Source organism: Stenotrophomonas sp. 85239_Sma, assembly GCF_056481725.1.
Genome location: NZ_CM151163.1, coordinates 1,667,572 through 1,687,662 on the forward strand (window position 1 = coordinate 1,667,572; position 20,091 = coordinate 1,687,662).

General features: G+C 67.0%; 24 protein-coding genes and 1 pseudogene. 22 read left to right on the forward strand and 3 right to left on the reverse strand.

Annotation, left to right across the window (positions count from 1 at the left end; genetic code table 11):
* Window positions 1-117 precede the first annotated feature (117 nt).
* From ACYKG1_RS07885 to truD, 9 genes are all read left to right on the forward strand, one after another.
* Window positions 118-1,782, forward strand: a complete 1,665-nt coding sequence (locus ACYKG1_RS07885; protein WP_478472311.1) for a CTP synthase — start codon at window positions 118-120, stop codon at window positions 1,780-1,782.
* Between the two features lie 89 nt (window positions 1,783-1,871).
* Window positions 1,872-2,702, forward strand: coding sequence for a 3-deoxy-8-phosphooctulonate synthase (gene kdsA / locus ACYKG1_RS07890; protein WP_100471903.1), 831 nt, complete (start codon window positions 1,872-1,874; stop codon window positions 2,700-2,702).
* Window positions 2,699-3,046: a hypothetical protein gene (locus ACYKG1_RS07895; RefSeq protein WP_100471904.1), complete on the forward strand. Its 348-nt coding sequence runs from the start codon at window positions 2,699-2,701 to the stop codon at window positions 3,044-3,046. Before kdsA ends, ACYKG1_RS07895 begins: the two co-directional genes overlap by 4 nt.
* Window positions 3,046-3,375, forward strand: coding sequence for a hypothetical protein (locus ACYKG1_RS07900; protein WP_478472312.1), 330 nt, complete (start codon window positions 3,046-3,048; stop codon window positions 3,373-3,375). Before ACYKG1_RS07895 ends, ACYKG1_RS07900 begins: the two co-directional genes overlap by 1 nt.
* 96 nt (window positions 3,376-3,471) lie before the next feature.
* The gene (gene eno / locus ACYKG1_RS07905; protein WP_100471906.1) at window positions 3,472-4,764 is read left to right on the forward strand and encodes a phosphopyruvate hydratase; all 1,293 of its coding nucleotides are present in this window, start codon (window positions 3,472-3,474) and stop codon (window positions 4,762-4,764) included.
* A 4-nt stretch (window positions 4,765-4,768) separates the two neighbouring features.
* Window positions 4,769-5,122: a cell division protein FtsB gene (gene ftsB / locus ACYKG1_RS07910; RefSeq protein WP_100471907.1), complete on the forward strand. Its 354-nt coding sequence runs from the start codon at window positions 4,769-4,771 to the stop codon at window positions 5,120-5,122.
* Window positions 5,119-5,817, forward strand: coding sequence for a 2-C-methyl-D-erythritol 4-phosphate cytidylyltransferase (gene ispD / locus ACYKG1_RS07915; protein ID WP_100471908.1), 699 nt, complete (start codon window positions 5,119-5,121; stop codon window positions 5,815-5,817). The genes ftsB and ispD overlap by 4 nt, the downstream gene beginning before the upstream one ends.
* 34 nt (window positions 5,818-5,851) lie before the next feature.
* Window positions 5,852-6,349 (forward strand): 2-C-methyl-D-erythritol 2,4-cyclodiphosphate synthase, encoded by a 498-nt coding sequence (ispF, locus tag ACYKG1_RS07920; protein WP_094000066.1) that lies wholly within the window; start codon window positions 5,852-5,854, stop codon window positions 6,347-6,349.
* Window positions 6,346-7,377 carry a tRNA pseudouridine(13) synthase TruD gene (gene truD, locus ACYKG1_RS07925; RefSeq protein ID WP_478472313.1) on the forward strand — a complete coding sequence of 344 codons (1,032 nt, stop codon included), beginning with the start codon at window positions 6,346-6,348 and terminating at the stop codon, window positions 7,375-7,377. The genes ispF and truD overlap by 4 nt, the downstream gene beginning before the upstream one ends.
* Before the next feature lie 69 nt (window positions 7,378-7,446).
* Here truD and ACYKG1_RS07930 read toward each other — a convergent pair whose 3' ends face one another.
* Entirely contained in the window at window positions 7,447-7,986 is a 540-nt protein-coding gene (locus tag ACYKG1_RS07930; protein WP_014036743.1) for a Smr/MutS family protein, read from the reverse strand.
* Window positions 7,987-8,205: 219 nt separating this feature from the next.
* On the opposite strand from ACYKG1_RS07930, the gene surE reads away from it, so the two are divergent.
* From surE to ACYKG1_RS07960, 6 genes and pseudogenes are all read left to right on the forward strand, one after another.
* Window positions 8,206-8,985, forward strand: a complete 780-nt coding sequence (gene surE, locus ACYKG1_RS07935) for a 5'/3'-nucleotidase SurE (RefSeq protein ID WP_010485979.1) — start codon at window positions 8,206-8,208, stop codon at window positions 8,983-8,985.
* A complete protein-coding gene (locus ACYKG1_RS07940) occupies window positions 8,982-9,659 on the forward strand; it encodes a protein-L-isoaspartate(D-aspartate) O-methyltransferase (RefSeq protein ID WP_100471910.1) in 678 nt (225 codons plus the stop codon). Before surE ends, ACYKG1_RS07940 begins: the two co-directional genes overlap by 4 nt.
* A gap of 18 nt (window positions 9,660-9,677) precedes the next feature.
* A complete protein-coding gene (locus ACYKG1_RS07945) occupies window positions 9,678-10,292 on the forward strand; it encodes a YqaA family protein (RefSeq protein WP_100471911.1) in 615 nt (204 codons plus the stop codon).
* A complete protein-coding gene (locus ACYKG1_RS07950; protein ID WP_100471912.1) occupies window positions 10,289-11,074 on the forward strand; it encodes a peptidoglycan DD-metalloendopeptidase family protein in 786 nt (261 codons plus the stop codon). The genes ACYKG1_RS07945 and ACYKG1_RS07950 overlap by 4 nt, the downstream gene beginning before the upstream one ends.
* A gap of 345 nt (window positions 11,075-11,419) precedes the next feature.
* A pseudogene (locus ACYKG1_RS07955) lies at window positions 11,420-11,521 on the forward strand (peptidoglycan DD-metalloendopeptidase family protein); the annotation flags it as partial.
* Window positions 11,522-11,849: 328 nt separating this feature from the next.
* Complete coding sequence (locus ACYKG1_RS07960; protein WP_478472315.1) at window positions 11,850-12,338, forward strand: hypothetical protein; 489 nt, start codon at window positions 11,850-11,852, stop codon at window positions 12,336-12,338.
* 27 nt (window positions 12,339-12,365) lie between these two features.
* Here the strand turns inward: ACYKG1_RS07960 and ACYKG1_RS07965 are convergent, their stop codons facing one another.
* Together ACYKG1_RS07965 and yhbY are read right to left on the reverse strand one after the other, a co-directional pair.
* Window positions 12,366-12,740: an Mth938-like domain-containing protein gene (locus ACYKG1_RS07965; protein WP_100471914.1), complete on the reverse strand. Its 375-nt coding sequence runs from the start codon at window positions 12,738-12,740 to the stop codon at window positions 12,366-12,368.
* 13 nt (window positions 12,741-12,753) lie between these two features.
* On the reverse strand, window positions 12,754-13,059 hold the full coding sequence (yhbY, locus tag ACYKG1_RS07970) for a ribosome assembly RNA-binding protein YhbY (RefSeq protein ID WP_004152868.1): 306 nt from the start codon (window positions 13,057-13,059) through the stop codon (window positions 12,754-12,756).
* A 65-nt stretch (window positions 13,060-13,124) separates the two neighbouring features.
* Between yhbY and rlmE the strand changes: the two genes are divergently transcribed.
* The 7 genes from rlmE (at window position 13,125) to hflX (ending at window position 20,061) form a co-directional block, all read left to right on the forward strand.
* A complete protein-coding gene (gene rlmE, locus ACYKG1_RS07975) occupies window positions 13,125-13,757 on the forward strand; it encodes a 23S rRNA (uridine(2552)-2'-O)-methyltransferase RlmE (RefSeq protein WP_005409014.1) in 633 nt (210 codons plus the stop codon).
* A gap of 69 nt (window positions 13,758-13,826) precedes the next feature.
* Window positions 13,827-15,761, forward strand: a complete 1,935-nt coding sequence (gene ftsH, locus ACYKG1_RS07980) for an ATP-dependent zinc metalloprotease FtsH (protein WP_478472316.1) — start codon at window positions 13,827-13,829, stop codon at window positions 15,759-15,761.
* 102 nt (window positions 15,762-15,863) lie between these two features.
* Window positions 15,864-16,049 (forward strand): hypothetical protein, encoded by a 186-nt coding sequence (locus ACYKG1_RS07985; protein WP_100471916.1) that lies wholly within the window; start codon window positions 15,864-15,866, stop codon window positions 16,047-16,049.
* A 465-nt stretch (window positions 16,050-16,514) separates the two neighbouring features.
* Entirely contained in the window at window positions 16,515-17,411 is an 897-nt protein-coding gene (folP, locus tag ACYKG1_RS07990; protein ID WP_478472318.1) for a dihydropteroate synthase, read from the forward strand.
* Entirely contained in the window at window positions 17,411-18,364 is a 954-nt protein-coding gene (miaA, locus tag ACYKG1_RS07995; protein ID WP_100471918.1) for a tRNA (adenosine(37)-N6)-dimethylallyltransferase MiaA, read from the forward strand. The genes folP and miaA overlap by 1 nt, the downstream gene beginning before the upstream one ends.
* A 96-nt stretch (window positions 18,365-18,460) precedes the next feature.
* Window positions 18,461-18,736, forward strand: a complete 276-nt coding sequence (gene hfq, locus ACYKG1_RS08000) for an RNA chaperone Hfq (protein ID WP_004152891.1) — start codon at window positions 18,461-18,463, stop codon at window positions 18,734-18,736.
* 14 nt (window positions 18,737-18,750) lie between these two features.
* Window positions 18,751-20,061, forward strand: coding sequence for a ribosome rescue GTPase HflX (gene hflX, locus ACYKG1_RS08005; protein WP_478472320.1), 1,311 nt, complete (start codon window positions 18,751-18,753; stop codon window positions 20,059-20,061).
* The last annotated feature ends 30 nt before the right edge of the window (window positions 20,062-20,091 follow it).

Here is a 20,091-nt window from a genome sequence, read left to right on the forward strand (position 1 = left end):
GATCGGCACCTCCCTCGCTGTCCCAGCGAACCGGAAAACCCCTTCCGAGCACCATGCCCGCCCCCTGGGTGCGCGTGGTGCTGCCGTTTTCCATTTCCAGACAGGATGCTTGCAGCCATGACTCCCTTGATTTTCGTAACCGGCGGCGTGGTGTCCTCGCTCGGCAAAGGCATTGCCGCCGCGTCGCTGGCCGCCATTCTCGAAGCCCGTGGCCTGAAGGTCACGATGATGAAGCTCGACCCGTACATCAACGTCGATCCGGGCACCATGAGCCCGTTCCAGCACGGTGAGGTCTATGTAACCGACGACGGCGCCGAGACCGACCTCGACCTTGGCCACTACGAGCGCTTCGTGCGCACCCGCCTGAGCCGCAAGAACTCGGTCACCACCGGCCGCATCTACGAGAACGTCATCCGCAAGGAGCGCCGCGGCGACTACCTGGGCGCGACCGTGCAGGTCATTCCGCACATCACCGATGAGATCCGCCGCTGCATCGATGAAGCCACTGAAGGCTATGACGTGGCGCTGGTCGAGATCGGTGGCACTGTCGGCGACATCGAGTCGCTGCCGTTCCTGGAGGCGATCCGCCAGGTGCGCACCGAGCGTGGCCCGGAGAAGGCGCTGTTCATGCACCTCACCCTGGTGCCGTACATCGGCGCCGCCGGCGAGCTGAAGACCAAGCCGACCCAGCACTCGGTGAAGGAACTGCGCTCGATCGGCATCCAGCCGGACGTGCTGCTGTGCCGTTCCGAGCAGGCGGTGCCGGACTCGGAGCGCCGCAAGATCGCCCAGTTCACCAACGTTTCCGAGCGCGCGGTGATCAGCGTGCCGGACGTGGACGTGCTGTACCGCATTCCGTCGGGCCTGCACGCGCAGGGCCTGGACGAGATCGTGGTCAACCAGCTGAAGCTGGCCGACAAGGCTGGCCCGGTCGATCTGTCGATGTGGGAAGACGCAGTCGATGCGACCCTGCACCCGCTGGACGAAGTGACCATCGCCGTGGTCGGCAAGTACGTCGACCACCAGGACGCCTACAAGTCGGTCGGCGAAGCACTGAAGCACGGCGGCCTGCGCCAGCGCACCAAGGTCAACCTGAAGTGGCTGGAAGCACAGGACCTGGAAGGCACCGACATGGCCGCACTGGCTGATGTCGACGGCATCCTGGTGCCGGGTGGCTTCGGTGACCGGGGCTTCGAAGGCAAGGTGCTGACCTCGAAGTTTGCCCGCGAGCAGCGCGTGCCGTACTTCGGCATCTGCTATGGCATGCAGGCGGCGGTGGTCGATTACGCGCGCAACGTGGTCGGCCTGGAAGGCGCCAACAGCACCGAGAACGACCGCCAGTCGCCGAACCCGGTGATCGGCCTGATCACCGAATGGCGCACCGCCACTGGCGATGTCGAAAAGCGTGACGACAAGAGCGACCTGGGTGGCACGATGCGCCTGGGCCTGCAGGAGCAGCGCCTGAAGCCGGGCACGCTGGCCCGTGAGCTGTACGGCAAGGACGTGGTCGCCGAGCGCCACCGCCACCGTTATGAGTTCAACAACCGCTACCGCACCCAGCTGGAAGATGCGGGCCTGGTGATTGCCGGCAAGTCGATGGACGACACCTTGGTGGAAGTGGTCGAGCTGCCTCGCGATGCGCATCCGTGGTTCCTGGCCTGCCAGGCGCACCCGGAGTTCCTGTCCACGCCGCGTGATGGCCACCCGCTGTTCATCGGTTTCATTCGTGCCGCGCGCGAGCGCAAGGCCGGCGGCAAGCTGCTCCAGGAAGCCCGCGCCTGACTTGTGATGGGGGCCGCCGGCCCCCATCTTGCACGCTTCAACCCCCAGCGCGCCGGCCCGGCCGGTGCCGCGGACAACAAGGAAACGCCATGAAACTGTGTGGATTCGAGGTCGGGCTGGACCAGCCCCTGTTCCTGATCGCCGGCCCCTGCGTGATCGAGTCGATGCAGCTGCAGCTCGATACCGCCGGCAAGCTGAAGGAAGTCACCGGCAAGCTCGGCGTCAACTTCATCTTCAAGTCCAGCTTCGACAAGGCCAACCGCACCTCGGGCACCGCGTTCCGCGGTCCGGGCATGGAAGAGGGCCTGAAGGTCCTGGCCGAGGTCAAGAAGCAGATCGGCGTGCCGGTGCTGACCGACGTCCACGAATACACCCCGATGGACGAAGTGGCTTCGGTGGTGGACGTGCTGCAGACCCCGGCGTTCCTGGTCCGCCAGACCGACTTCATCCGCAAGGTGTGCTCGGCTGGCAAGCCGGTCAACATCAAGAAGGGCCAGTTCCTGGCGCCGTGGGACATGAAGCCGGTGGTGGAGAAGGCCAAGGCCACCGGCAACGAGCAGATCATGGTCTGCGAGCGCGGTGCCAGCTTCGGCTACAACAACCTCGTCAGTGACATGCGCTCGCTGGCGGTGATGCGCGATACAGGTTGCCCGGTGGTGTTCGACGCCACCCATTCGGTGCAGCTGCCAGGCGGGCAGGGCACCAGTTCCGGTGGCCAGCGCGAGCACGTACCGGTGCTGGCCCGCGCTGCCGTGGCGGTGGGCATCTCCGGCCTGTTCGCCGAGACCCATCCGGACCCGTCCAAGGCCCTGTCCGATGGCCCCAATGCATGGCCGCTGGACCAGATGGAAGCGCTGCTCGAGACCCTGATGGAGCTTGATGCGGTGACCAAGAAGCACGGCTTCTCACGCTTCGCGTGAGTCGTGACCCGTGGCTGGCGCTGGAGGCCCAGCGTCATCGCCGGCACTGGAAACAGTGGCCGTGGGGCCTGATCGCGCTGGGCCTGGCCGTGCTGTTCACTGTGGGCATGTTCGGCCTGCTCCTGATCGGCGCTGCGTCGGTGCGGCCCCCGGGTGATGGCAGCAGCACGCTCGATCTGCGGGCGTACTTCATTGCGCTGCTGGTCGCAGAGCTGCTCGGTGCCGCGGGATGCATCGCTGCCGCTGTGCTGGCCTGGCGACTGAATCGCGGCAAGGTGGCGGCTGGCCTGGCGATCATCCTGCTCTCGCTGTGGCTGGGCGTCCTGTTCTACGGGGTGATTTGATGAATACGAGCGCGGTGGCGCGCGGATGGCCCTGGGGCCTGATCGCGCTGGGGCTGTCCGTGTTGACCTGGATGGCCCTGGTGGTGGGCGTGCTGGCCTTCACGTCCGGTTTCCGGCCGCCGGGGGACGGAAACAACAGTGATCAGGCCACGCAGTGGTGGTTGCTGGGTGCGATGGTCACGATGGTGCTGTCCTTTCTGGGTAGCCCGGTAGCGATGGTGCTGGCCTGGCGGCGGCGCCGTGGCCCCATCCTGGCGGCGATTGCCGGTGCGTTGCTGGTGATGCTGGTGTCGATGGTCCTGATCGTGATTGGGTCCAGCTGGGGCTGATGCTGCCCAGGCCATTTGGCAAGTGGCGGGCAGCCGGGGATAATCACGCGGCATTCGTTTTGTCGCCCCCTCTCCAGACAGGTAACCGGCCCGACCATGAGTACGATCCGCAGCATCCACGCCCGTGAAATCCTCGACAGCCGTGGCAATCCCACGCTGGAAGCCGAAGTCATCCTGGAGGACGGTTCGTTCGGTCGTGCCGCGGTTCCCTCCGGCGCCTCGACCGGCACCAAGGAAGCGGTCGAGCTGCGTGACGGCGACAAGACCCGTTACCTGGGCAAGGGCGTGCGCAAGGCCGTGGACAACGTCAACGGTGCCATCGCCGCCGCGCTGAAGGGCATGGACGCGTCCGACCAGGCTGCCCTGGATCGCCGTCTGATCGATCTTGACGGCACCGAGAACAAGGGCCGCCTGGGCGCCAATGCACTGCTGGGTGTTTCGATGGCCACCGCGCACGCCGCCGCCGCCTCCAGCAAGCAGGCGCTGTGGCAGTACCTGGCAGGCAAGACCGGCGTCACCCCGTCGCTGCCGGTGCCGATGATGAACATCATCAACGGCGGCGCGCACGCCGACAACAACGTCGACTTCCAGGAGTTCATGGTGCTGCCGGTGGGCTTCACCTCGTTCTCGGAGGCACTGCGTGCCGGTACCGAAATCTTCCACTCGCTGAAGTCGGTGCTGAAGGGCCACGGCCTGAGCACGGCGGTCGGCGACGAAGGCGGCTTCGCGCCGGACTTCCGCAGCAACGTCGAAGCGCTCGACACCATCCTCGAAGCGATCGGCAAGGCCGGATACACCGCCGGTGAAGACGTGCTGCTGGGCCTGGACGTGGCCTCCAGCGAGTTCTTCGAGAACGGCAAGTACAATCTGGTCGGCGAGAACAAGCGCCTGACCTCCGAGCAGTTCGTGGATTTCCTCGCAGATTGGGCGGCGCAGTACCCGATCATCACGATTGAAGATGGCCTGGCCGAGAACGACTGGGCCGGCTGGAAGCTGCTGACCGACCGCATCGGCAAGAAGGTGCAGCTGGTGGGTGACGACCTGTTCGTGACCAACCCGAAGATCTTCCAGGAAGGCATCGACTCGGGCACTGCCAACGCGATCCTGATCAAGGTCAACCAGATCGGCACCCTCAGCGAAACCCTGGAGGCGATCGCCATGGCGGATCGCGCCGGCTACGCCGCCGTGGTCTCGCATCGCTCGGGCGAAACCGAAGACACCACCATCGCCGATATTGCTGTGGCCACCACCGCCACACAGATCAAGACCGGCTCGCTGTGCCGCAGCGATCGCGTGGCGAAGTACAACCAGCTGCTGCGCATCGAGGAAGCTCTCGGGGCCGGCGCGCGTTACGCCGGTCGTGACGCGTTCGTTTCGCTGAAGCGCTGAGCCGATGCGCGACTGGCGCTGGATGCTGCTGGTGCTGGCCCTGTTGCTGGGCTGGCTGCAGTACCGCTTCTGGTTCGGTCCGGGCAATTCGGGTGAAGTGATGATGCTCGAAGCCCAGGTGGCCAACCAGGAGCGGGACAATGAGGGTCTGCAGCAGCGCAACGACGCGCTGGCTGCCGAAGTGAAGGACCTCAAGGAAGGCCAGTCTGCCATCGAGGAGCGCGCGCGCAGCGAGCTGGGCATGATCAAGCCCGGCGAGAAGTTCTATCGCGTGGTCGAGGATGCGCCGGTCCATCCGGCGCAGCCTGCGGCGGGCGTCAGTGCCCAGGCCGGCGAACACCCGGCGGACGTCCCATGAGCGCGGCGATCTGGGTGGTGGTTCCGGCCGCCGGCCGTGGCACCCGCTTCGGCGCGCCGCTGCCCAAGCAGTACCTGCAGGCGGGCGGGCAGATCCTGCTCGCCCACACCCTGGACGCACTGCTGGCGCATCCGGCCGTGGCTGGGGCGATGGTGGTGATCGGCCAGGACGACGCTGACTGGCCGGGCTGGAATGAGTGGTCAGGCAAGCCGGTGCTGACCTGCATCGGCGGCGCGACCCGTGCCGCCTCGGTGCTGGCCGGGCTGCAGGCGTTGCCGGATACCGTGCGTGCCGATGAGTTCGTGCTGGTCCACGATGCCGCGCGCCCGAACCTGTCGCTGGCCGATCTCGGTCGTCTGCTTGAAGTGGGTCGTGCCGATCCGGTCGGGGCGATCCTGGCCGCACCGGTGCGTGACACCCTCAAGCGCGCCGGCGACGACGGCGGCATCGACGGTACCGAGCCACGCGAGCGCCTGTGGCGGGCGCTGACGCCGCAGCTGTTCCGGCGCCACCAGCTCAGCCGTGCGCTGGCTGAAGCCGCCGCTGCCGGTGTTGATGCCACCGACGAAGCCATGGCCATGGAGCGCCAGGGACAGCGCCCGCTGCTGGTCGAAGGCAGCGAGGACAACTTCAAGGTCACCACACCGGCCGATCTGGACCGGTTCGAATTCGTACTTTCCCGCCGCGCCGGCTGACTGTCCGCGTGGCCCTGTAGCAAGGGTTGCATCCATGAGTACCGCACCGTTCCCGCCCGTCCGCATCGGCCAGGGCTACGACGTCCATGCCTTCGGTGAAGGCGACCACATCATGCTCGGCGGAGTGAATGTGCCGCACAGCTGTGGCGTGCTCGCACACAGCGACGGCGACGTGATCCTGCATGCCCTGTGCGATGCCATGCTCGGCGCGCTGGCGCTGGGGGACATCGGCCAGCACTTCCCGCCGAGTGACGATCGCTGGAAGGGCGCCGACAGCAGTGACTTCGTGCGCCACTGCGACAGCCTGCTGCGTGAGCGCGGCTGGCGCGTCGGCAACACCGACATCACCGTGATCTGCGAGCGACCCAAGGTTGGCCCGCATGCACTGGCGATGCGCGAGCGCATCGGCGGGCTGCTGCAGCTGCCGATGGACGCGGTCAGCGTCAAGGCCACTACCTCGGAAAAGCTCGGCTTCACCGGCCGCGGTGAAGGCATCGCCGCACAAGCGGTGGTCCTGCTGGTGGCGGCATGATCCCGGTTCCGCTTGCGTTCGGTGCGCCGTTGCTGACGGCGCGCATCCGCACCACGCCGGAAGATTTCCAGGTCGACGAGCTGCCGGCCTTCGAAGCCACCGGCGAAGGCGAACACCTGCTGCTGCACATCCGCAAGCGTGGTGCCAACACCGTGCATGTGGCAAAGGTGCTGGCCCAGTGGGCCGGCCTGCCGGAAATGGCGGTGAGCTATGCAGGGATGAAAGACCGCCATGCGGTCACCACCCAGCGTTTCAGCGTGCACCTGCCCAAGCGCATTGCGCCGGACCTGGCCGAGCTGGCCAGTGACGAGATCGAAGTGATCGAAGCGACCTGGCACAACCGCAAGCTGCAGCGCGGCGCACTGGCTGGCAACCGCTTCAAGCTGGTGATGCGCGAAGTGCAGGGCGATGCTGCAGCGATCAGCGAACGCCTGCAGCAGATTGCCGGGCGTGGCCTGCCGAACTGGTTCGGCGAGCAGCGCTTCGGTCGCGACGGTGGCAACGTGCCGGCGGCACTGGCGATGTTCGGTGGCCGCCGTATGCGCAAGGACCAGCGTTCGCTGCTGCTGTCAGCCGCCCGCTCGGCATTGTTCAACCGCGTGCTGGCCGCACGCGTGGAGCAGGGCAGCTGGGACCAGCCGCTGGATGGCGAAGTGTGGATGCTCGATGGCAGCCGCAGCGTGTTCGGTCCCGAGCCGTACACCGATGTGCTGGCCGAGCGCCTGGCGCGTTTCGACATCCATCCCAGTGCGCCGCTGTGGGGCGAGGGCGAACTGCGCAGCACCGGCGCGGCACGTGAGCTGGAACTGGCCGCGCTGGACGACGAAGAGTCGCAGGCGCTGCGGGCCGGCCTGGAAGACGCGCGCCTGAAGCAGGAGCGCCGCGCGCTGCGCCTGCGCCCGGCGCTGCTGCAGCACCAGTGGCTGGCCGGTGACGTGCTGGAACTGTCGTTCGCGCTGCCGCCAGGCTGCTACGCCACCGCCGTGCTGCACGAACTCGGCCCGGTCGAAGACGCCTCGCAGGCCTGACAGAAAAAGGGGACGGAGGGAATTAAGTCGTTTGTGGCACAAACGACTTAATTCCCTCCGTCCCCTTTTTCATCTACGCGCCAGCAGTACCAGTACCGCACCGGTGCCGCCTTGTCCGGTGGGCGCCGAATGGAATGCCAGCACGTCATTGCGCAGCCGCAGCAGGCGATCGACCAGGTTCTTCAGCACCGGCGCACCGCCATCGGACTGCAATCCCTTGCCGTGGATGATGCGCACGCAGCCATATTCGTGTGCATGTGCTTCCAGCAGGAACTGGCGCAGCAGGGCTTCGGCCTGCGCGGCGGTAGCGCCGTGCAGGTCCAGCTCGTCCTGCACCGAATACTGGCCGCGCTTGAGGCGCTGGAACAGGCGTGGTGGCAGGTTGTCGCGGCGATAGCTGGCCACGTCGCCGGCTTCCAGCGGCGTGCTGTCGCGCAGCAGCCGGGCGAATTCGCCGGCTGCTTCGGCCTCGTCACGTTCGGCCATGCGCGCGCGCGGCTTCGGCCGGGGCGCGGCAGGCGCCGGCTCGGCATCCTTGCGCAGCGGCGTCACTTCGCCGATGGCCGCACGGAACAATGCGGCCGGATCTTCGTCTTCAGGGTGCGACATGCGCACAGGGTAAACCGCCGGCGCAGGTCTGCCTATGAAGGTCCGATGCCGGTCATGGTCGGTCATGACCGCCGACAGGGTAGGACCGAGGGCTCGCATGCGGCACAATAGACGATGCCCTTGCAGGGTCGACCGCTTCCGCAGGGGAGCGCGACGGTCCCGCCCACACTGCACGGTGATGGAATCGAATTCTTGGAAAATCAAGCGGTTAAATCGAAGATGCGAATCCTGGTCAGCAATGACGATGGTGTCGACGCCGCAGGCATCCGGATGCTTGCCTCGGTCCTGCGCGAGGCCGGTCATGAAGTCACGGTGGTCGCGCCCGACCGCGATCGCTCCGGCGCCAGCAACTCGCTGACCCTGGACCTGCCGATCCGCCTCAAGCGCATCGACCATTACACCGTCTCGGTGGCCGGTACCCCGACCGACTGCGTGCACCTTGCGCTGACCGGGCTGCTCGAGTTCGAACCCGACATTGTCGTGTCCGGCATCAACAATGCCGCCAACCTCGGCGATGACGTGATCTATTCCGGCACGGTCTCGGCGGCGATGGAAGGCCGCTTCCTCGGCCTGCCAGCGGTGGCGGTCTCGCTGGTTACCCGCAACCACGATCCGAAGCACTTCGAGACCGCCGCGCGCGCCGCAGTGGAGATCGTTGCCCGGCTCAAGGCGGATCCGCTGCCGGCCGACACCATTCTCAACGTCAACGTGCCTGATCTGCCGTGGAGCGAGGTCAAGGGCTTCGAGGTCACCCGGCTCGGCAACCGCCATCGCGCCGAAGGCTGCATCGCGCAGAAGGACCCGCGCGGCAACGAGGTGTACTGGATCGGCCCGGCCGGCCGTGAGCAGGATTCCGGCCCCGGCACCGATTTCCACGCGGTGCGCACCGGCCACATCTCGATCACTCCGATCCAGGTGGACCTGACCCGCTACCAGGCGCTGGAGAAGGTCGCCAGCTGGGTGGGCGGCCTCAGCGCCGCGCTGGACCAGCCGGCATGAGCCCACGCCTGCGACTGCAGCCGGAAGCCGTTGGTATCGGCATGACCTCGCAACGCGTGCGTGATCGCCTGGTCGATCGCCTGCGTGAAGCGGGCATCGCCGACGAATCGACCTTGAATGCGATCCGGGTGGTGCCGCGCCATCTGTTCATCGACGAGGCACTGGCGTCACGGGCCTACGAAGACACCGCACTGCCGATCGGCCATGGCCAGACCATTTCGCAACCCTGGGTGGTTGCGCGGATGACCGAGGCGGTCCTGCAGGTGGCACCGAAGCGGGTGCTGGAAGTTGGCACCGGTTCCGGTTACCAGGCGGCCATCCTCGGTGCGCTGGGCCTGGAGGTCTACACCGTGGAGCGCATCGGCGATCTGCTGCGCCAGGCCCGCAAGCGCTTCCGTGCGCTGGGTATGAACATCCGCACCAAGCATGACGACGGCCGCGTCGGCTGGGCCGAGCACGGTCCGTTCGATGCCATCGTGGTTACTGCGGCGGCACCGGCATTGGTCGACGCACTGATCGAGCAGCTGGCCGAGGGCGGCCGGCTGGTGGCGCCGGTCGGGGGCCCCGGGGCGCAGTCGCTGGTACAGCTGGACCGCAAGGCCGACGGCAGCATCGAACAACACGTGCTGGCGCCGGTCACGTTCGTGCCGCTGCTGTCTGGCATGCTCGACTAATCCACGGAGCAGGGTTGCATGAAGATTTTCGGGCCGCTGTACGAGCGGGCGATGAAGTGGGCGGCGCACGAGCGCGCGCCGACCTACCTGACCGTATTGAGCTTCTTCGAAGCGATCATCTTCCCGGTGATGCCGGAGGTGATGCTGGCACCCATGTGCGTGGCCCAGCCCAAGCGCGGCTGGTGGTTCGCCACCCTCAGCCTGGCCGGCTCGATGGTCGGCGCGCTGGTCGGCTACGCGCTGGGTCACTATGCCTTCGAGGCGATCAAGCCGCTGTTCGAGGCGCTGGGCATGCTGCCGGCGATCGAGCAGGGCATCACCACCGTGCAGGCGAAGATGGCCGAGTCGCCGTGGGCGGTGTTCACCTTCCTGGTGCTGGGCGGCTTCATGCCCATTCCAATGAAGGTTTTCACGTGGGCATCGGGTATCGTCGGCGTACCGATGCCGCAGTACCTGTTGAGCATGCTGATCGGTCGCGGCAAGCGCGTGTTCGTGCTGGCCGCGGTCATCCGTATCGGTGGTGTGCGTGCCGAAGCGGCATTGCGTCGCTGGATTGAACCGCTGGGCTGGATCGCCACCGCGCTGGTGGTGGTGCTGATCGCCTGGCTTGTATGGAGGTCGAAGTTCGCATGAGTCCTGATCGTCTGAGCAAGGGAGTGCGCATCGGCGCGCTGGCGTTGCTGGTTTCCACCCTGGCCGCCTGCGGTACCGCCACTGTGGTTCGTCCTGGTGGTGGCAGCCCCGGCGGTGGTGTGACCACGCCGAAGACTTCGGTGCCCAAGCCCGGGCAGACCGTGGTGGTGCGCAAGGGGGACACCATCTATGCGCTGGCCCGCATCCATGACATCACTCCGGCTGACCTGATCGCCTGGAACAGCCTGGACAATCCTTCGACCATCTACCCCGGCCAGGTGATCCGCCTGTACCCGCCGGGTGCGGGCAGCGGTCGTGCGCCGACCACGGTGGTCACCCCGCCGCGCTCGGGTGGCAGCAGCGCCGGCAGCACCGCGCCGACCACGGCGCCGACTGGGCCGGTGAAGAGCAACATCGCCTGGCGCTGGCCGGCCGATGGCGCGATCGTCGGGCGCTACGTTGCAGGCGACGCGACCAAGCAGGGCGTGGACATCGCCGGCACCAGCGGCCAGGCGGTCAAGGCCACCGCCAATGGCGTGGTGGTGTATTCCGGCGCCGGCCTGGTCGGCTACGGCGAGCTGATCATCATCAAGCATAGCGACCAGTGGCTGTCGGCCTATGGCCACAACCGCAAGCGCCTGGTGAATGAAGGGCAGAGCGTGAAGGCCGGCGAGCAGATCGCCGAGATGGGGCGCACCGGTGCGAACCGCGACATGGTCCACTTCGAGATCCGCTACAACGGCAAGCCGGTCGACCCGCAGCAATACCTGCCGGCGCGTTGATCGCCGATTCGCCATCTGGGCGGATCCCCGGCCCGGCGCAGCGCGCCGGGCGTTCGCCGGCGGCGCGGCCCATGGCCCGCAAGCGCCGTCGGCTCACCCGCTACAACGGCAAGCCGGTCGACCCGCAGCAATACCTGCCGGCGCGTTGATCGCCGATTCGCCATCTGGGCGGATCCCCGGCCCGGCGCAGCGCGCCGGGCGTTCGCCGGCGGCGCGGCCCATGGCCCGCAAGCGCCGTCGGCTCACCCGCTACAACGGCAAGCCGGTCGACCCGCAGCAATACCTGCCGGCGCGTTGATCGCCGATTCGCCATCTGGGCGGATCCCCGGCCCGGCGCAGCGCGCCGGGCGTTCGCCGGCGGCGCGGCCCATGGCCCGCAAGCGCCGTCGGCTCACCCGCTACAACGGCAAGCCGGTCGACCCGCAGCAGTACCTGCCGGCGCGTTGATCGCCGATCCGCCATCTGGGCGGATCCCCGGCCCGGCGCAGCGCGCCGGGCGTTCGCCGGCGGCGCGGCCCATGGCCCGCAAGCGCCGTCGGCTCACCCGCTACAACGGCAAGCCGGTCGACCCGCAGCAGTACCTGCCGGCGCGTTGACAACGTTGGATCTGGTATCGCCGGGCATTGCCCGGCGTTCCTGACCTGTAGCGTCGAGCCGTACTCGACTCGGGTACCGGAGAGATGCGGTCATTTGCGATCTTGTGTGTCGCAGGCTCACCTTCACGGCGAACGAAAGACCCGGCATTCTTGAGCGGTTCCATCCGCTCCGGTGCCCCATGTTCCGCTTTGCTTCCACTCTCGCACTGCTCACCGTCGCGCCGCTGGCCGCAGCAGCCAGCGATCCGCGTGACGTGGTCACCCGTCTCTACGACGCGCTCCAGGCGCCGACTTCGAACGAAGCGGCCATTCCGTCACTGCTGGGCGATGCCCTGCGCTCAGCCTTGGACGCGCAGAGCGCTTACGAGCGGACCTGTGCCGCGTTGGCCGCGCACGACGAGAAGCCGCATATGCTCGACCAGAGTCCGTATCTGCTGGCGCCGGATCGACCGGAAACGATATCCGTGGGAACGCCCGGATCCAGCGGCGACGCCACCTGGATCCGCGTCGACATGGCGGTGGGCGACCATCGTTGGACCGACCGGGTCCTGCTGCAGCGGAAGGACCCGGACTGGAAGATCATGGATATCCGCTGGGGGCAGGGCGGCAGCCTGATCGAACGGCTGCAGCAGTTTTCGGCCTTCCGCTGCACGCCTTCGGGCGGCTAGCGCCGGGACGCGCCCGGCGACCCGAACTCAGCCTTCCAGGATGAAGGCGGCCGCGACCTTGCGGCCTTCGCCGGCCAGGATGTTGAAGGTGCGTGCGGCGGCTGGGTTGTTCATCACTTCCAGGCCGATCCCGCGTGACAGGCAGGCGGCCATCACCACCGCCGGCGGGAACACCTGGCGGTCACCGGTGCCGAGCACGATCAGTGCCGGATTCAGCGCCAGGATCGGCTCCAGGTCCGACAGTTGCAGTGCAGCGGCACTCGCCACCGGCCAGTGCGTGACCAGCTGGTCCGGGGTCAGGAAAAAGCTGCTGCCCAGCACCTGGTCGTTGACCTTGGCCGAACGGCCATCGGCGGCGCGCAGGCTGTAGGCGTAGTCAGGCGGTTCGTGGTTCAGCTGCATGGGGTCAGGGCGCTCAGCCGCGCGGCAGCACGATCTGGCGCTGTTCCTTGCTCGGGCGGTACAGCACGGCAACGTGACCGATGCGCTGCACCAGCGCGCTTTCGGTGGCTTCGACGATCTCGCCGATCATCACGTCACGGGCGTCGCGATCCTCGGCAGCGACCTTCACCTTGACCAGCTCGTGGCGCTCCAGCACTTCGTTCAGCTCCGCGATGAAGGCCGGGGTCACGCCCTTGCCGCCGGTCTGCAGCAGGGCCTTCAGGTCGTGGGCTTGGCCGCGCAGGAAACGGGTCTGGGAGGCGGTCAGGGCGATGGACATGCAGGAAAACACGGTTGAATGGGGCGATCAGGGTATCATGAGGACCCCATCAGCCCCTATTTTCAATGGCTACCCGCAGCAAAAGCAGCCAGCGCTGGCTCAAGGAACACTTCTCCGACCCCTTCGTGAAGAAGGCGCAGGCCGAAGGCATGCGCTCGCGCGCCGCCTACAAGCTGGAGGAGCTGCTCGAACGTGACCGGTTGCTGAAGCCACACATGGTGGTGGTCGACCTGGGCGCGGCGCCGGGTGGCTGGTCTCAGCAGGTTCGGAGACAGATTGGCGACACCGGCCGCGTGCTGGCCCTGGACATCCTGGACATGCCGCCCCTGGCCGGCGTGGAGTTCCTTCATGGTGACTTCAGGGAAGAAGCCGTCCTATCGCAGTTTGAAGCCATGCTCGGGGATCAGCCGGTAGACCTTGTGCTGTCGGACATGGCCCCCAATAAGAGTGGTGTGGGCGCGGTCGACCAGCCGCGGATGATGCACCTGGCGGAGCTGGCCCTGGATTTTGCCGACAACCACCTGAAGACCGGTGGGGCATTCCTGATCAAGCTGTTCCAGGGCGAAGGTTTTGACGACTACGTGCGCGACATGCGCCGCCGGTACGACAAGGTCTCCATCCGCAAGCCGGAAGCCTCGCGCAAGCGCTCTCCCGAGGTGTATGCCTTGGGTCAGGGAAAACGCGCCCACATGAAGTAAGCTCGTAACGTACGCAAGTTCGACCCCAACGCAACGCCAGCACTGAGAGGAACACCGGAGCCAATGAGGATGAACGACTTGACCAAGAACCTCCTGCTATGGGTGGTCGTCGCCGTCGTGCTGATGGTGGTCTTCCAGAGCTTCTCGCCCAAGACCTCCGGGGCTGGGGCGCAGGGTGCGTCGTACTCGCAGTTCCTGGACCAGGTGGACAGCGGCAACGTGCAGAAGGTCGCCTTCGGCGGCGATATGCGCGGTGGCACCAGCCAGCTGACCTACACCACCCGGGGTGGGCAGTCGTCCACCATCACCGCACCGTTCGATCGTGACCTGATCAACGTGTTGCGCACCAAGAACGTGGAAATCGTGCAGGAGGAGCCGTCCAGCGGCATCTCGCTGGGCGCGATCCTGATGAATTTCCTGCCGGTCATCCTGATCATCGGCTTCTGGTTGTTCATCATGCGCCAGATGCAAGGCGGTGGCGGCGGTGCCAAGGGCGCGATGTCCTTCGGCAAGTCGCGCGCCAAGCTGCAGGGCGAAGACCAGATCAAGGTTACCTTCGCCGACGTCGCCGGCTGCGACGAGGCCAAGGAAGAAGTGGGCGAGCTGGTCGACTTCCTGCGCGACCCGTCCAAGTTCACCAAGCTGGGCGGCAAGATTCCGCGCGGCGTGCTGATGGTGGGCCCGCCGGGTACCGGCAAGACGCTGCTGGCCAAGGCCATCGCCGGCGAAGCCAAGGTGCCGTTCTTCTCGATCTCCGGTTCGGACTTCGTGGAAATGTTCGTGGGCGTGGGCGCCAGCCGTGTGCGCGACATGTTCGAGCAGGGCAAGAAGCATGCCCCCTGCATCATCTTCATCGACGAAATCGACGCCGTCGGTCGCCACCGTGGTGCCGGCCTGGGCGGCGGTCATGACGAGCGCGAGCAGACCCTGAACCAGCTGCTGGTCGAGATGGACGGTTTTGAAGGTGGCGAGGGCGTGATCGTGATCGCCGCGACCAACCGTCCGGACGTGCTGGATCCGGCACTGCTGCGTCCGGGCCGTTTCGATCGCCAGGTCGTGGTCGGCCTGCCGGACGTGAAGGGCCGCGAGCACATCCTGAAGGTGCACATGCGCAAGCTGCCGTTGGCCGACGACGTCGAGCCGATGGTGATCGCGCGCGGTACCCCGGGCTTCTCCGGTGCGGATCTGGCCAACCTCTGCAACGAGGCCGCCCTGTTCGCAGCGCGTGGCAACGAGAAGGAAGTCCGGATGGACCACTTCGACCGTGCCCGCGACAAGATCCTGATGGGCGCCGAGCGCCGCTCGATGGCCATGAGCGAGGACGAGAAGACCCTGACCGCTTACCACGAAGCCGGCCATGCCATCGTCGGCCGCCTGGTGCCTGAGCATGACCCGGTCTACAAGGTCACCATCATTCCGCGCGGCCGTGCGCTGGGCGTGACCATGTACCTGCCGGAGGGCGACAAGTACTCGATGAACCGCGTGGCGATCCAGTCGCAGCTGTGCTCGCTGTACGGTGGCCGCGTCGCTGAAGAGCTGATCTTCGGCGAGGACAAGGTCACCACCGGTGCCTCCAACGATATCGAGCGTGCCACCAAGATGGCCCGCAACATGGTCACCAAGTGGGGCCTGTCCGAGCAGCTCGGCCCGATCGCCTATGGCGAAGAGGACGACGAAGTGTTCCTGGGCCGCTCGGTCACCCAGCACAAGAGTGTGTCCAACGACACGGCGCGCCGCATCGACGAGGAAGTACGCAACATCCTCGACAAGGCCTACGCCCGCACCACGCAGCTGCTGACCGACAACATCGACAAGCTGCATGCGATGTCGCAGCTTCTGCTGCAGTACGAAACCATCGACGCGCCGCAGATCGACGCCATCATGGAAGGCCGCGATCCGCCGCCGCCGGCCGGCTGGAACAAGTCGAACAAGGACGGTGGCAACGACAAGGGCGGCGACGCCCGTCCGCTGCCACCGATCGCAGGCCCGGCCGAGTCGCACTGACGGCCCGCTGCACGTGACACCAGACGAGGCCGGGGCGACCCGGCTTCGTCGTTTCCGGGCCACTGGCCCATTCCGAAGAACCGAACTGACGCTGGAGCCCGCATGTCCGCCCCGAAGCCCGAACCGATTTCCCACAAGGCCGAAATGGTCATCGCCACCGTGGTCGGCGTGGGTGTGGGCCTGGGGGCCGACAACCTGCTGCTGGGCTGCGTGGTAGGTATCGCGGTCGGCATCGTGCTGAGCATCGCCAAGACCCTGTACGTGGACCGCAAGCGTCGCCGCCGTTGAGGGGTATCGGCAGGGCTGCGCCCTGCACCTGCGGTAGTGCCGGCCGCTGGCCGGCAACCTCAACAGCAACAGCAGAAGCGGGCATTCCTCGGGGGACGGGGCGGTGTGGGTGGGCAGGACATGCCGTAAACCCGTCCATGGCGGCTCGATAGCGCGATCCATGGCGCCAACGGTCCTGCCCACCCACACCGCGCCACCTCTGACAGGTTCACGCGGCTGTGGGTAACGGCGACTGTTGGAACGCGCGGTTGTTGGTAGGTGTCGACCTTGGTCGACACATCTGTCAGATATCGAATTCCAGATTGGGGTCAGAGCCCGTTGCGCAGCAACCGGATCCACCCCGGCTACCCTCAGGAAACCAGCTTCTGCTGTTGCTTGGGCTCTTGCTGTGGCCATTGCCTTTGCGGGTGCAGGGCGCCGCCCTGCCGAACTAAACTACCCGCCGTTGTCCCTGCAGGATTGCCCATGTTCGATACCTCGCCCCAGCTCGATTGCGCCGGCCGCATCCTGCGCCTCGACCGTGCCCGTGTCATGGGCATCGTCAACGTCACCCCGGACTCGTTTTCCGATGGCGGCGCGCACGACACCACCGCGGCCGCGGTCGCGCATGGCCTGAAGCTGGTCGAGGAGGGCGCAGATCTGCTGGATGTCGGCGGCGAATCGACCCGCCCGGGCGCCGCGCCGGTATCGGTCGAGGAAGAGCTGCGCCGGGTGATCCCGGTGATCGAGCAGTTGGCGGCCCGGACCCAGGTGCCGATCAGCATCGACACCTTCAAGCCGGAGGTGATGCGTGCGGCGGTGGCTGCTGGTGCCGGCATGGTCAATGACATCTATGGCCTGCGCCAGGACGGGGCGCTGGACGCCGCTGCTGAGGCCGGCGTGCCGGTGGTGCTGATGCACATGCAGGGCGAGCCCGGCCACATGCAGGCCGATCCGCACTACGACGACGTGGTTGCCGAGGTGCACGGTTTCCTGGTGCAGCGCCTGTTCGCTGCAGAAATGGCCGGCATCGCGAAGAAGAACCTGCTGATTGATCTCGGTTTCGGCTTCGGCAAGACCACTGCCCACAACATGACTCTGCTGGCGCGCTCGGACCGCTTCGTGGAACTGGGTGTACCGATGCTGGCCGGCCTGTCGCGCAAGCGCAGCCTCGGTGAACTGACTGGCCGCGACATGCCGTCCGAACGGGTAGCGGCCTCGGTGGCCGCGCATCTGATCGCGGTGCAGCGCGGCGCACGCATCGTGCGCGTGCATGACGTGGCGCCCACCGTCGATGCGCTGAAGATCTGGCAGGCGGTCGAGGCGGTGCCTACGCCGCGCGCCGACGACACGCCGACGATCCGCTGGCCGGACGAAGACTGATGGGCATCGACCGGCGGCCATTGGCGATCGCCGTGATGGGCCCGACCGCCAGTGGCAAGACCGCCACCGCGATCGCCCTGGCGCAACAGCTGGACGGCGAGATCGTCAGCGTCGATTCGGCACTGGTGTACCGCCACCTGGATATCGGTTCGGCCAAGCCCGATGCGGCCGAGCGCGCGCAGGCACCTCACCATCTGCTGGACCTGCGCGATCCCTGGCAGACCTACTCGGCGGCGGAGTTCGCTGCCGATGCCGGCCGGGTCGTGGCCGACATCGTGGCGCGTGGCAGAACGCCGATCCTGGCCGGTGGCACCGGCCTGTACTTCCGTTCGCTGCTGCAGGGCCTGTCGCCGATGCCCGAGGCCGACCCGGGGATGCGTGCGACGTTGGCAGCCGAAGCCGCCGAGCGCGGCTGGGCCGCGCTGCATGCCGAACTGGCCAGGGTCGATCCGGCCGCTGCCGCACGCATCCATGCCAGCGACCCGCAGCGCATCCAGCGGGCGCTGGAGGTCTATCGCCTGACCGGCACCCCCATCACTGAATGGCAGCGCCGGCCGGGTGTGGCGCCGTTGCCGGTGCGCACGCTCAAGCTGATCCTGGCCCCGCGTGAACGTGCGGTACTGCACCAGCGCATCGAGGCGCGCTTCGACGCCATGCTGGCGCAGGGTTTTCTGGACGAGGTACGGGCGCTGAGGGCGATGCCGGAAATGGCCGCCGTGGAGGCGCCGTTGGACCTGCCAGCGGTGCGTGCGGTCGGCTATCGCCAGGCCTGGGAGTACCTGGACGGGGAGGGCGATGCCGCCCGTTTCCGTGACAAGGCGATCTTCGCCACCCGCCAGCTGGCCAAGCGCCAGCTGACCTGGCTGCGCGGCGAGCTTGATGCGCGCTGGTTCGACCCCCATATCGACCAGGAGCGCCTGGCCGGCGCGGTGTCGACCTTCGTCGCACGCTGAAGCCCCGCCAGCCGTGTAACATCATCGATCGGCGGGCGGCTCGGGGGCCGTGGCAACCGTCGGCAACCCAATAAGAACAATAATCAGGAGTGTGCAATGTCCAAGGGGCAATCGCTGCAGGATCCTTTCTTGAACGCACTGCGGCGCGAGCGCGTGCCGGTTTCGGTGTACCTGGTGAACGGCATCAAGCTGCAGGGCACGATCGAGTCGTTCGACCAGTTCGTGGTCCTGCTGCGCAATACGGTCAGTCAGATGGTCTACAAGCACGCCATTTCCACGGTCGTTCCGGCACGCAATGTGAAGGTCGGTCCGGGCGGTGGTTACGTGCAGTCGGGTGAAGGTGGTCAGGCAGGTGATGAAGCAGACGAGTAATACCGGAGCGGTGAATGTTTGACCGCTCGAAAAAGGGCGAACACGCCCTGTTGATCCAGCCCCATTTCGGCAAGCTGGAAGACGATGTGCTTGAAGAGTTCGGTGATCTGGCCCGCTCGGCCGGGGCCAGCATCGCCGCGACGATCACCGCGCGCCTGGATCGTCCGAATCCATCGACCCTGATCGGCAGCGGCAAGCTGGACGAGATCAAGGCCGCGGCCGACGCCAGCGGTGCCGACCTGATCCTGGTCAACCATGCGTTGAGCCCGGGCCAGGAGCGCAACCTGGAACGCTTCCTCGAGCGCCGGGTGATCGACCGTACCGGCCTGATCCTGGACATCTTCGCCCAGCGTGCGCACAGCCACGAAGGCAAGCTGCAGGTCGAGCTGGCGCAGCTGCGCCACCTGGCCACGCGGCTGGTCCGCGGCTGGACCCACCTGGAGCGCCAGCGCGGTGGTTCGATCGGCCTGCGCGGCCCGGGTGAAACCCAGCTGGAAACCGACCGCCGCCTGCTGCAGAAGCGGGTCGAGCAGCTGCAGAAGCGCCTGGAAAAGGTGGAAGTGCAGCGCACCCAGATGCGCCGTGCGCGCGTGCGCAGCGAACTGCCGCGTATCGCCCTGGTGGGCTACACCAATGCCGGCAAATCGACTCTGTTCAACGCCATGACCGGCGCTGAGGCCTACGCCGCCGACCAGCTGTTCGCAACGCTGGATCCGACCGTGCGCCGCATCGCGGTGCCGGGCGGCAACGTGGTGCTGGCCGACACCGTCGGCTTCGTCCGTGATCTGCCACATGATCTGGTCGCCGCGTTCCGCTCGACCCTGTCCGAGGCGCGCGAGGCCGATTTCCTGCTGCACGTGGTCGATGCTGCCGATCCGCATCGCGAGGAGCGCATCGCGCAGGTGGACGAGGTGCTGACCGCGGTCGGTGCCGGTGATCTGCCGCAGCTGCTGGTGTTCAACAAGATCGACCGCATCGACGGTGCCGACGTCCGCCACGATGGCCAGGATGGCGTGCCCGACGAGTCGCGTCGTGAACGCGTCTGGATTTCCGCGCGTGACGGGCAGGGCCTTGAGCTGCTGCAGGCAGTGCTGGGCAGGCGCCTGGGCTTGCAGCACGTGACCGGTGAACTGCGCCTGCCGCCGGATGCCGGCCGCCTGCGTGCGCGCCTGCACCAGCTGGAAGTGATCCGCAGCGAACAGGCCGATGAAGAGGGCTGGCTGCTGCAGGTGGACCTGCCGATTGCCGAAGCCGAGAAGCTGGCCGCCAGTGCCGAAGGCGCGCCGATCCGGGCGCTGCTGCCGGAGAAACTGCCGGAGTGGTGAGGTAGCGCCGGGCCACGCCCGGCCGCTGCC

What these genes read in the sequence shown, in the direction of transcription:
- ACYKG1_RS07960 (WP_478472315.1), top strand. Translation starts at nt 11,850, where the DNA reads ATGTTCCGCTTTGCTTCCACTCTCGCACTGCTCACCGTCGCGCCGCTG.
- ftsH (WP_478472316.1), top strand. Translation starts at nt 13,827, where the DNA reads ATGAACGACTTGACCAAGAACCTCCTGCTATGGGTGGTCGTCGCCGTC.
- kdsA (WP_100471903.1), top strand. Translation starts at nt 1,872, where the DNA reads ATGAAACTGTGTGGATTCGAGGTCGGGCTGGACCAGCCCCTGTTCCTG.
- ACYKG1_RS07985 (WP_100471916.1), top strand. Translation starts at nt 15,864, where the DNA reads ATGTCCGCCCCGAAGCCCGAACCGATTTCCCACAAGGCCGAAATGGTC.
- ispF (WP_094000066.1), top strand. Translation starts at nt 5,852, where the DNA reads ATGAGTACCGCACCGTTCCCGCCCGTCCGCATCGGCCAGGGCTACGAC.
- hfq (WP_004152891.1), top strand. Translation starts at nt 18,461, where the DNA reads ATGTCCAAGGGGCAATCGCTGCAGGATCCTTTCTTGAACGCACTGCGG.
- ispD (WP_100471908.1), top strand. Translation starts at nt 5,119, where the DNA reads ATGAGCGCGGCGATCTGGGTGGTGGTTCCGGCCGCCGGCCGTGGCACC.
- miaA (WP_100471918.1), top strand. Translation starts at nt 17,411, where the DNA reads ATGGGCATCGACCGGCGGCCATTGGCGATCGCCGTGATGGGCCCGACC.
- ACYKG1_RS07930 (WP_014036743.1), bottom strand. Translation starts at nt 7,986, where the DNA reads ATGTCGCACCCTGAAGACGAAGATCCGGCCGCATTGTTCCGTGCGGCC.
- eno (WP_100471906.1), top strand. Translation starts at nt 3,472, where the DNA reads ATGAGTACGATCCGCAGCATCCACGCCCGTGAAATCCTCGACAGCCGT.
- surE (WP_010485979.1), top strand. Translation starts at nt 8,206, where the DNA reads ATGCGAATCCTGGTCAGCAATGACGATGGTGTCGACGCCGCAGGCATC.
- ACYKG1_RS07885 (WP_478472311.1), top strand. Translation starts at nt 118, where the DNA reads ATGACTCCCTTGATTTTCGTAACCGGCGGCGTGGTGTCCTCGCTCGGC.
- ACYKG1_RS07940 (WP_100471910.1), top strand. Translation starts at nt 8,982, where the DNA reads ATGAGCCCACGCCTGCGACTGCAGCCGGAAGCCGTTGGTATCGGCATG.
- truD (WP_478472313.1), top strand. Translation starts at nt 6,346, where the DNA reads ATGATCCCGGTTCCGCTTGCGTTCGGTGCGCCGTTGCTGACGGCGCGC.
- hflX (WP_478472320.1), top strand. Translation starts at nt 18,751, where the DNA reads ATGTTTGACCGCTCGAAAAAGGGCGAACACGCCCTGTTGATCCAGCCC.
- folP (WP_478472318.1), top strand. Translation starts at nt 16,515, where the DNA reads ATGTTCGATACCTCGCCCCAGCTCGATTGCGCCGGCCGCATCCTGCGC.
- ACYKG1_RS07965 (WP_100471914.1), bottom strand. Translation starts at nt 12,740, where the DNA reads ATGCAGCTGAACCACGAACCGCCTGACTACGCCTACAGCCTGCGCGCC.
- ftsB (WP_100471907.1), top strand. Translation starts at nt 4,769, where the DNA reads ATGCGCGACTGGCGCTGGATGCTGCTGGTGCTGGCCCTGTTGCTGGGC.
- yhbY (WP_004152868.1), bottom strand. Translation starts at nt 13,059, where the DNA reads ATGTCCATCGCCCTGACCGCCTCCCAGACCCGTTTCCTGCGCGGCCAA.
- rlmE (WP_005409014.1), top strand. Translation starts at nt 13,125, where the DNA reads ATGGCTACCCGCAGCAAAAGCAGCCAGCGCTGGCTCAAGGAACACTTC.
- ACYKG1_RS07950 (WP_100471912.1), top strand. Translation starts at nt 10,289, where the DNA reads ATGAGTCCTGATCGTCTGAGCAAGGGAGTGCGCATCGGCGCGCTGGCG.
- ACYKG1_RS07900 (WP_478472312.1), top strand. Translation starts at nt 3,046, where the DNA reads ATGAATACGAGCGCGGTGGCGCGCGGATGGCCCTGGGGCCTGATCGCG.
- ACYKG1_RS07945 (WP_100471911.1), top strand. Translation starts at nt 9,678, where the DNA reads ATGAAGATTTTCGGGCCGCTGTACGAGCGGGCGATGAAGTGGGCGGCG.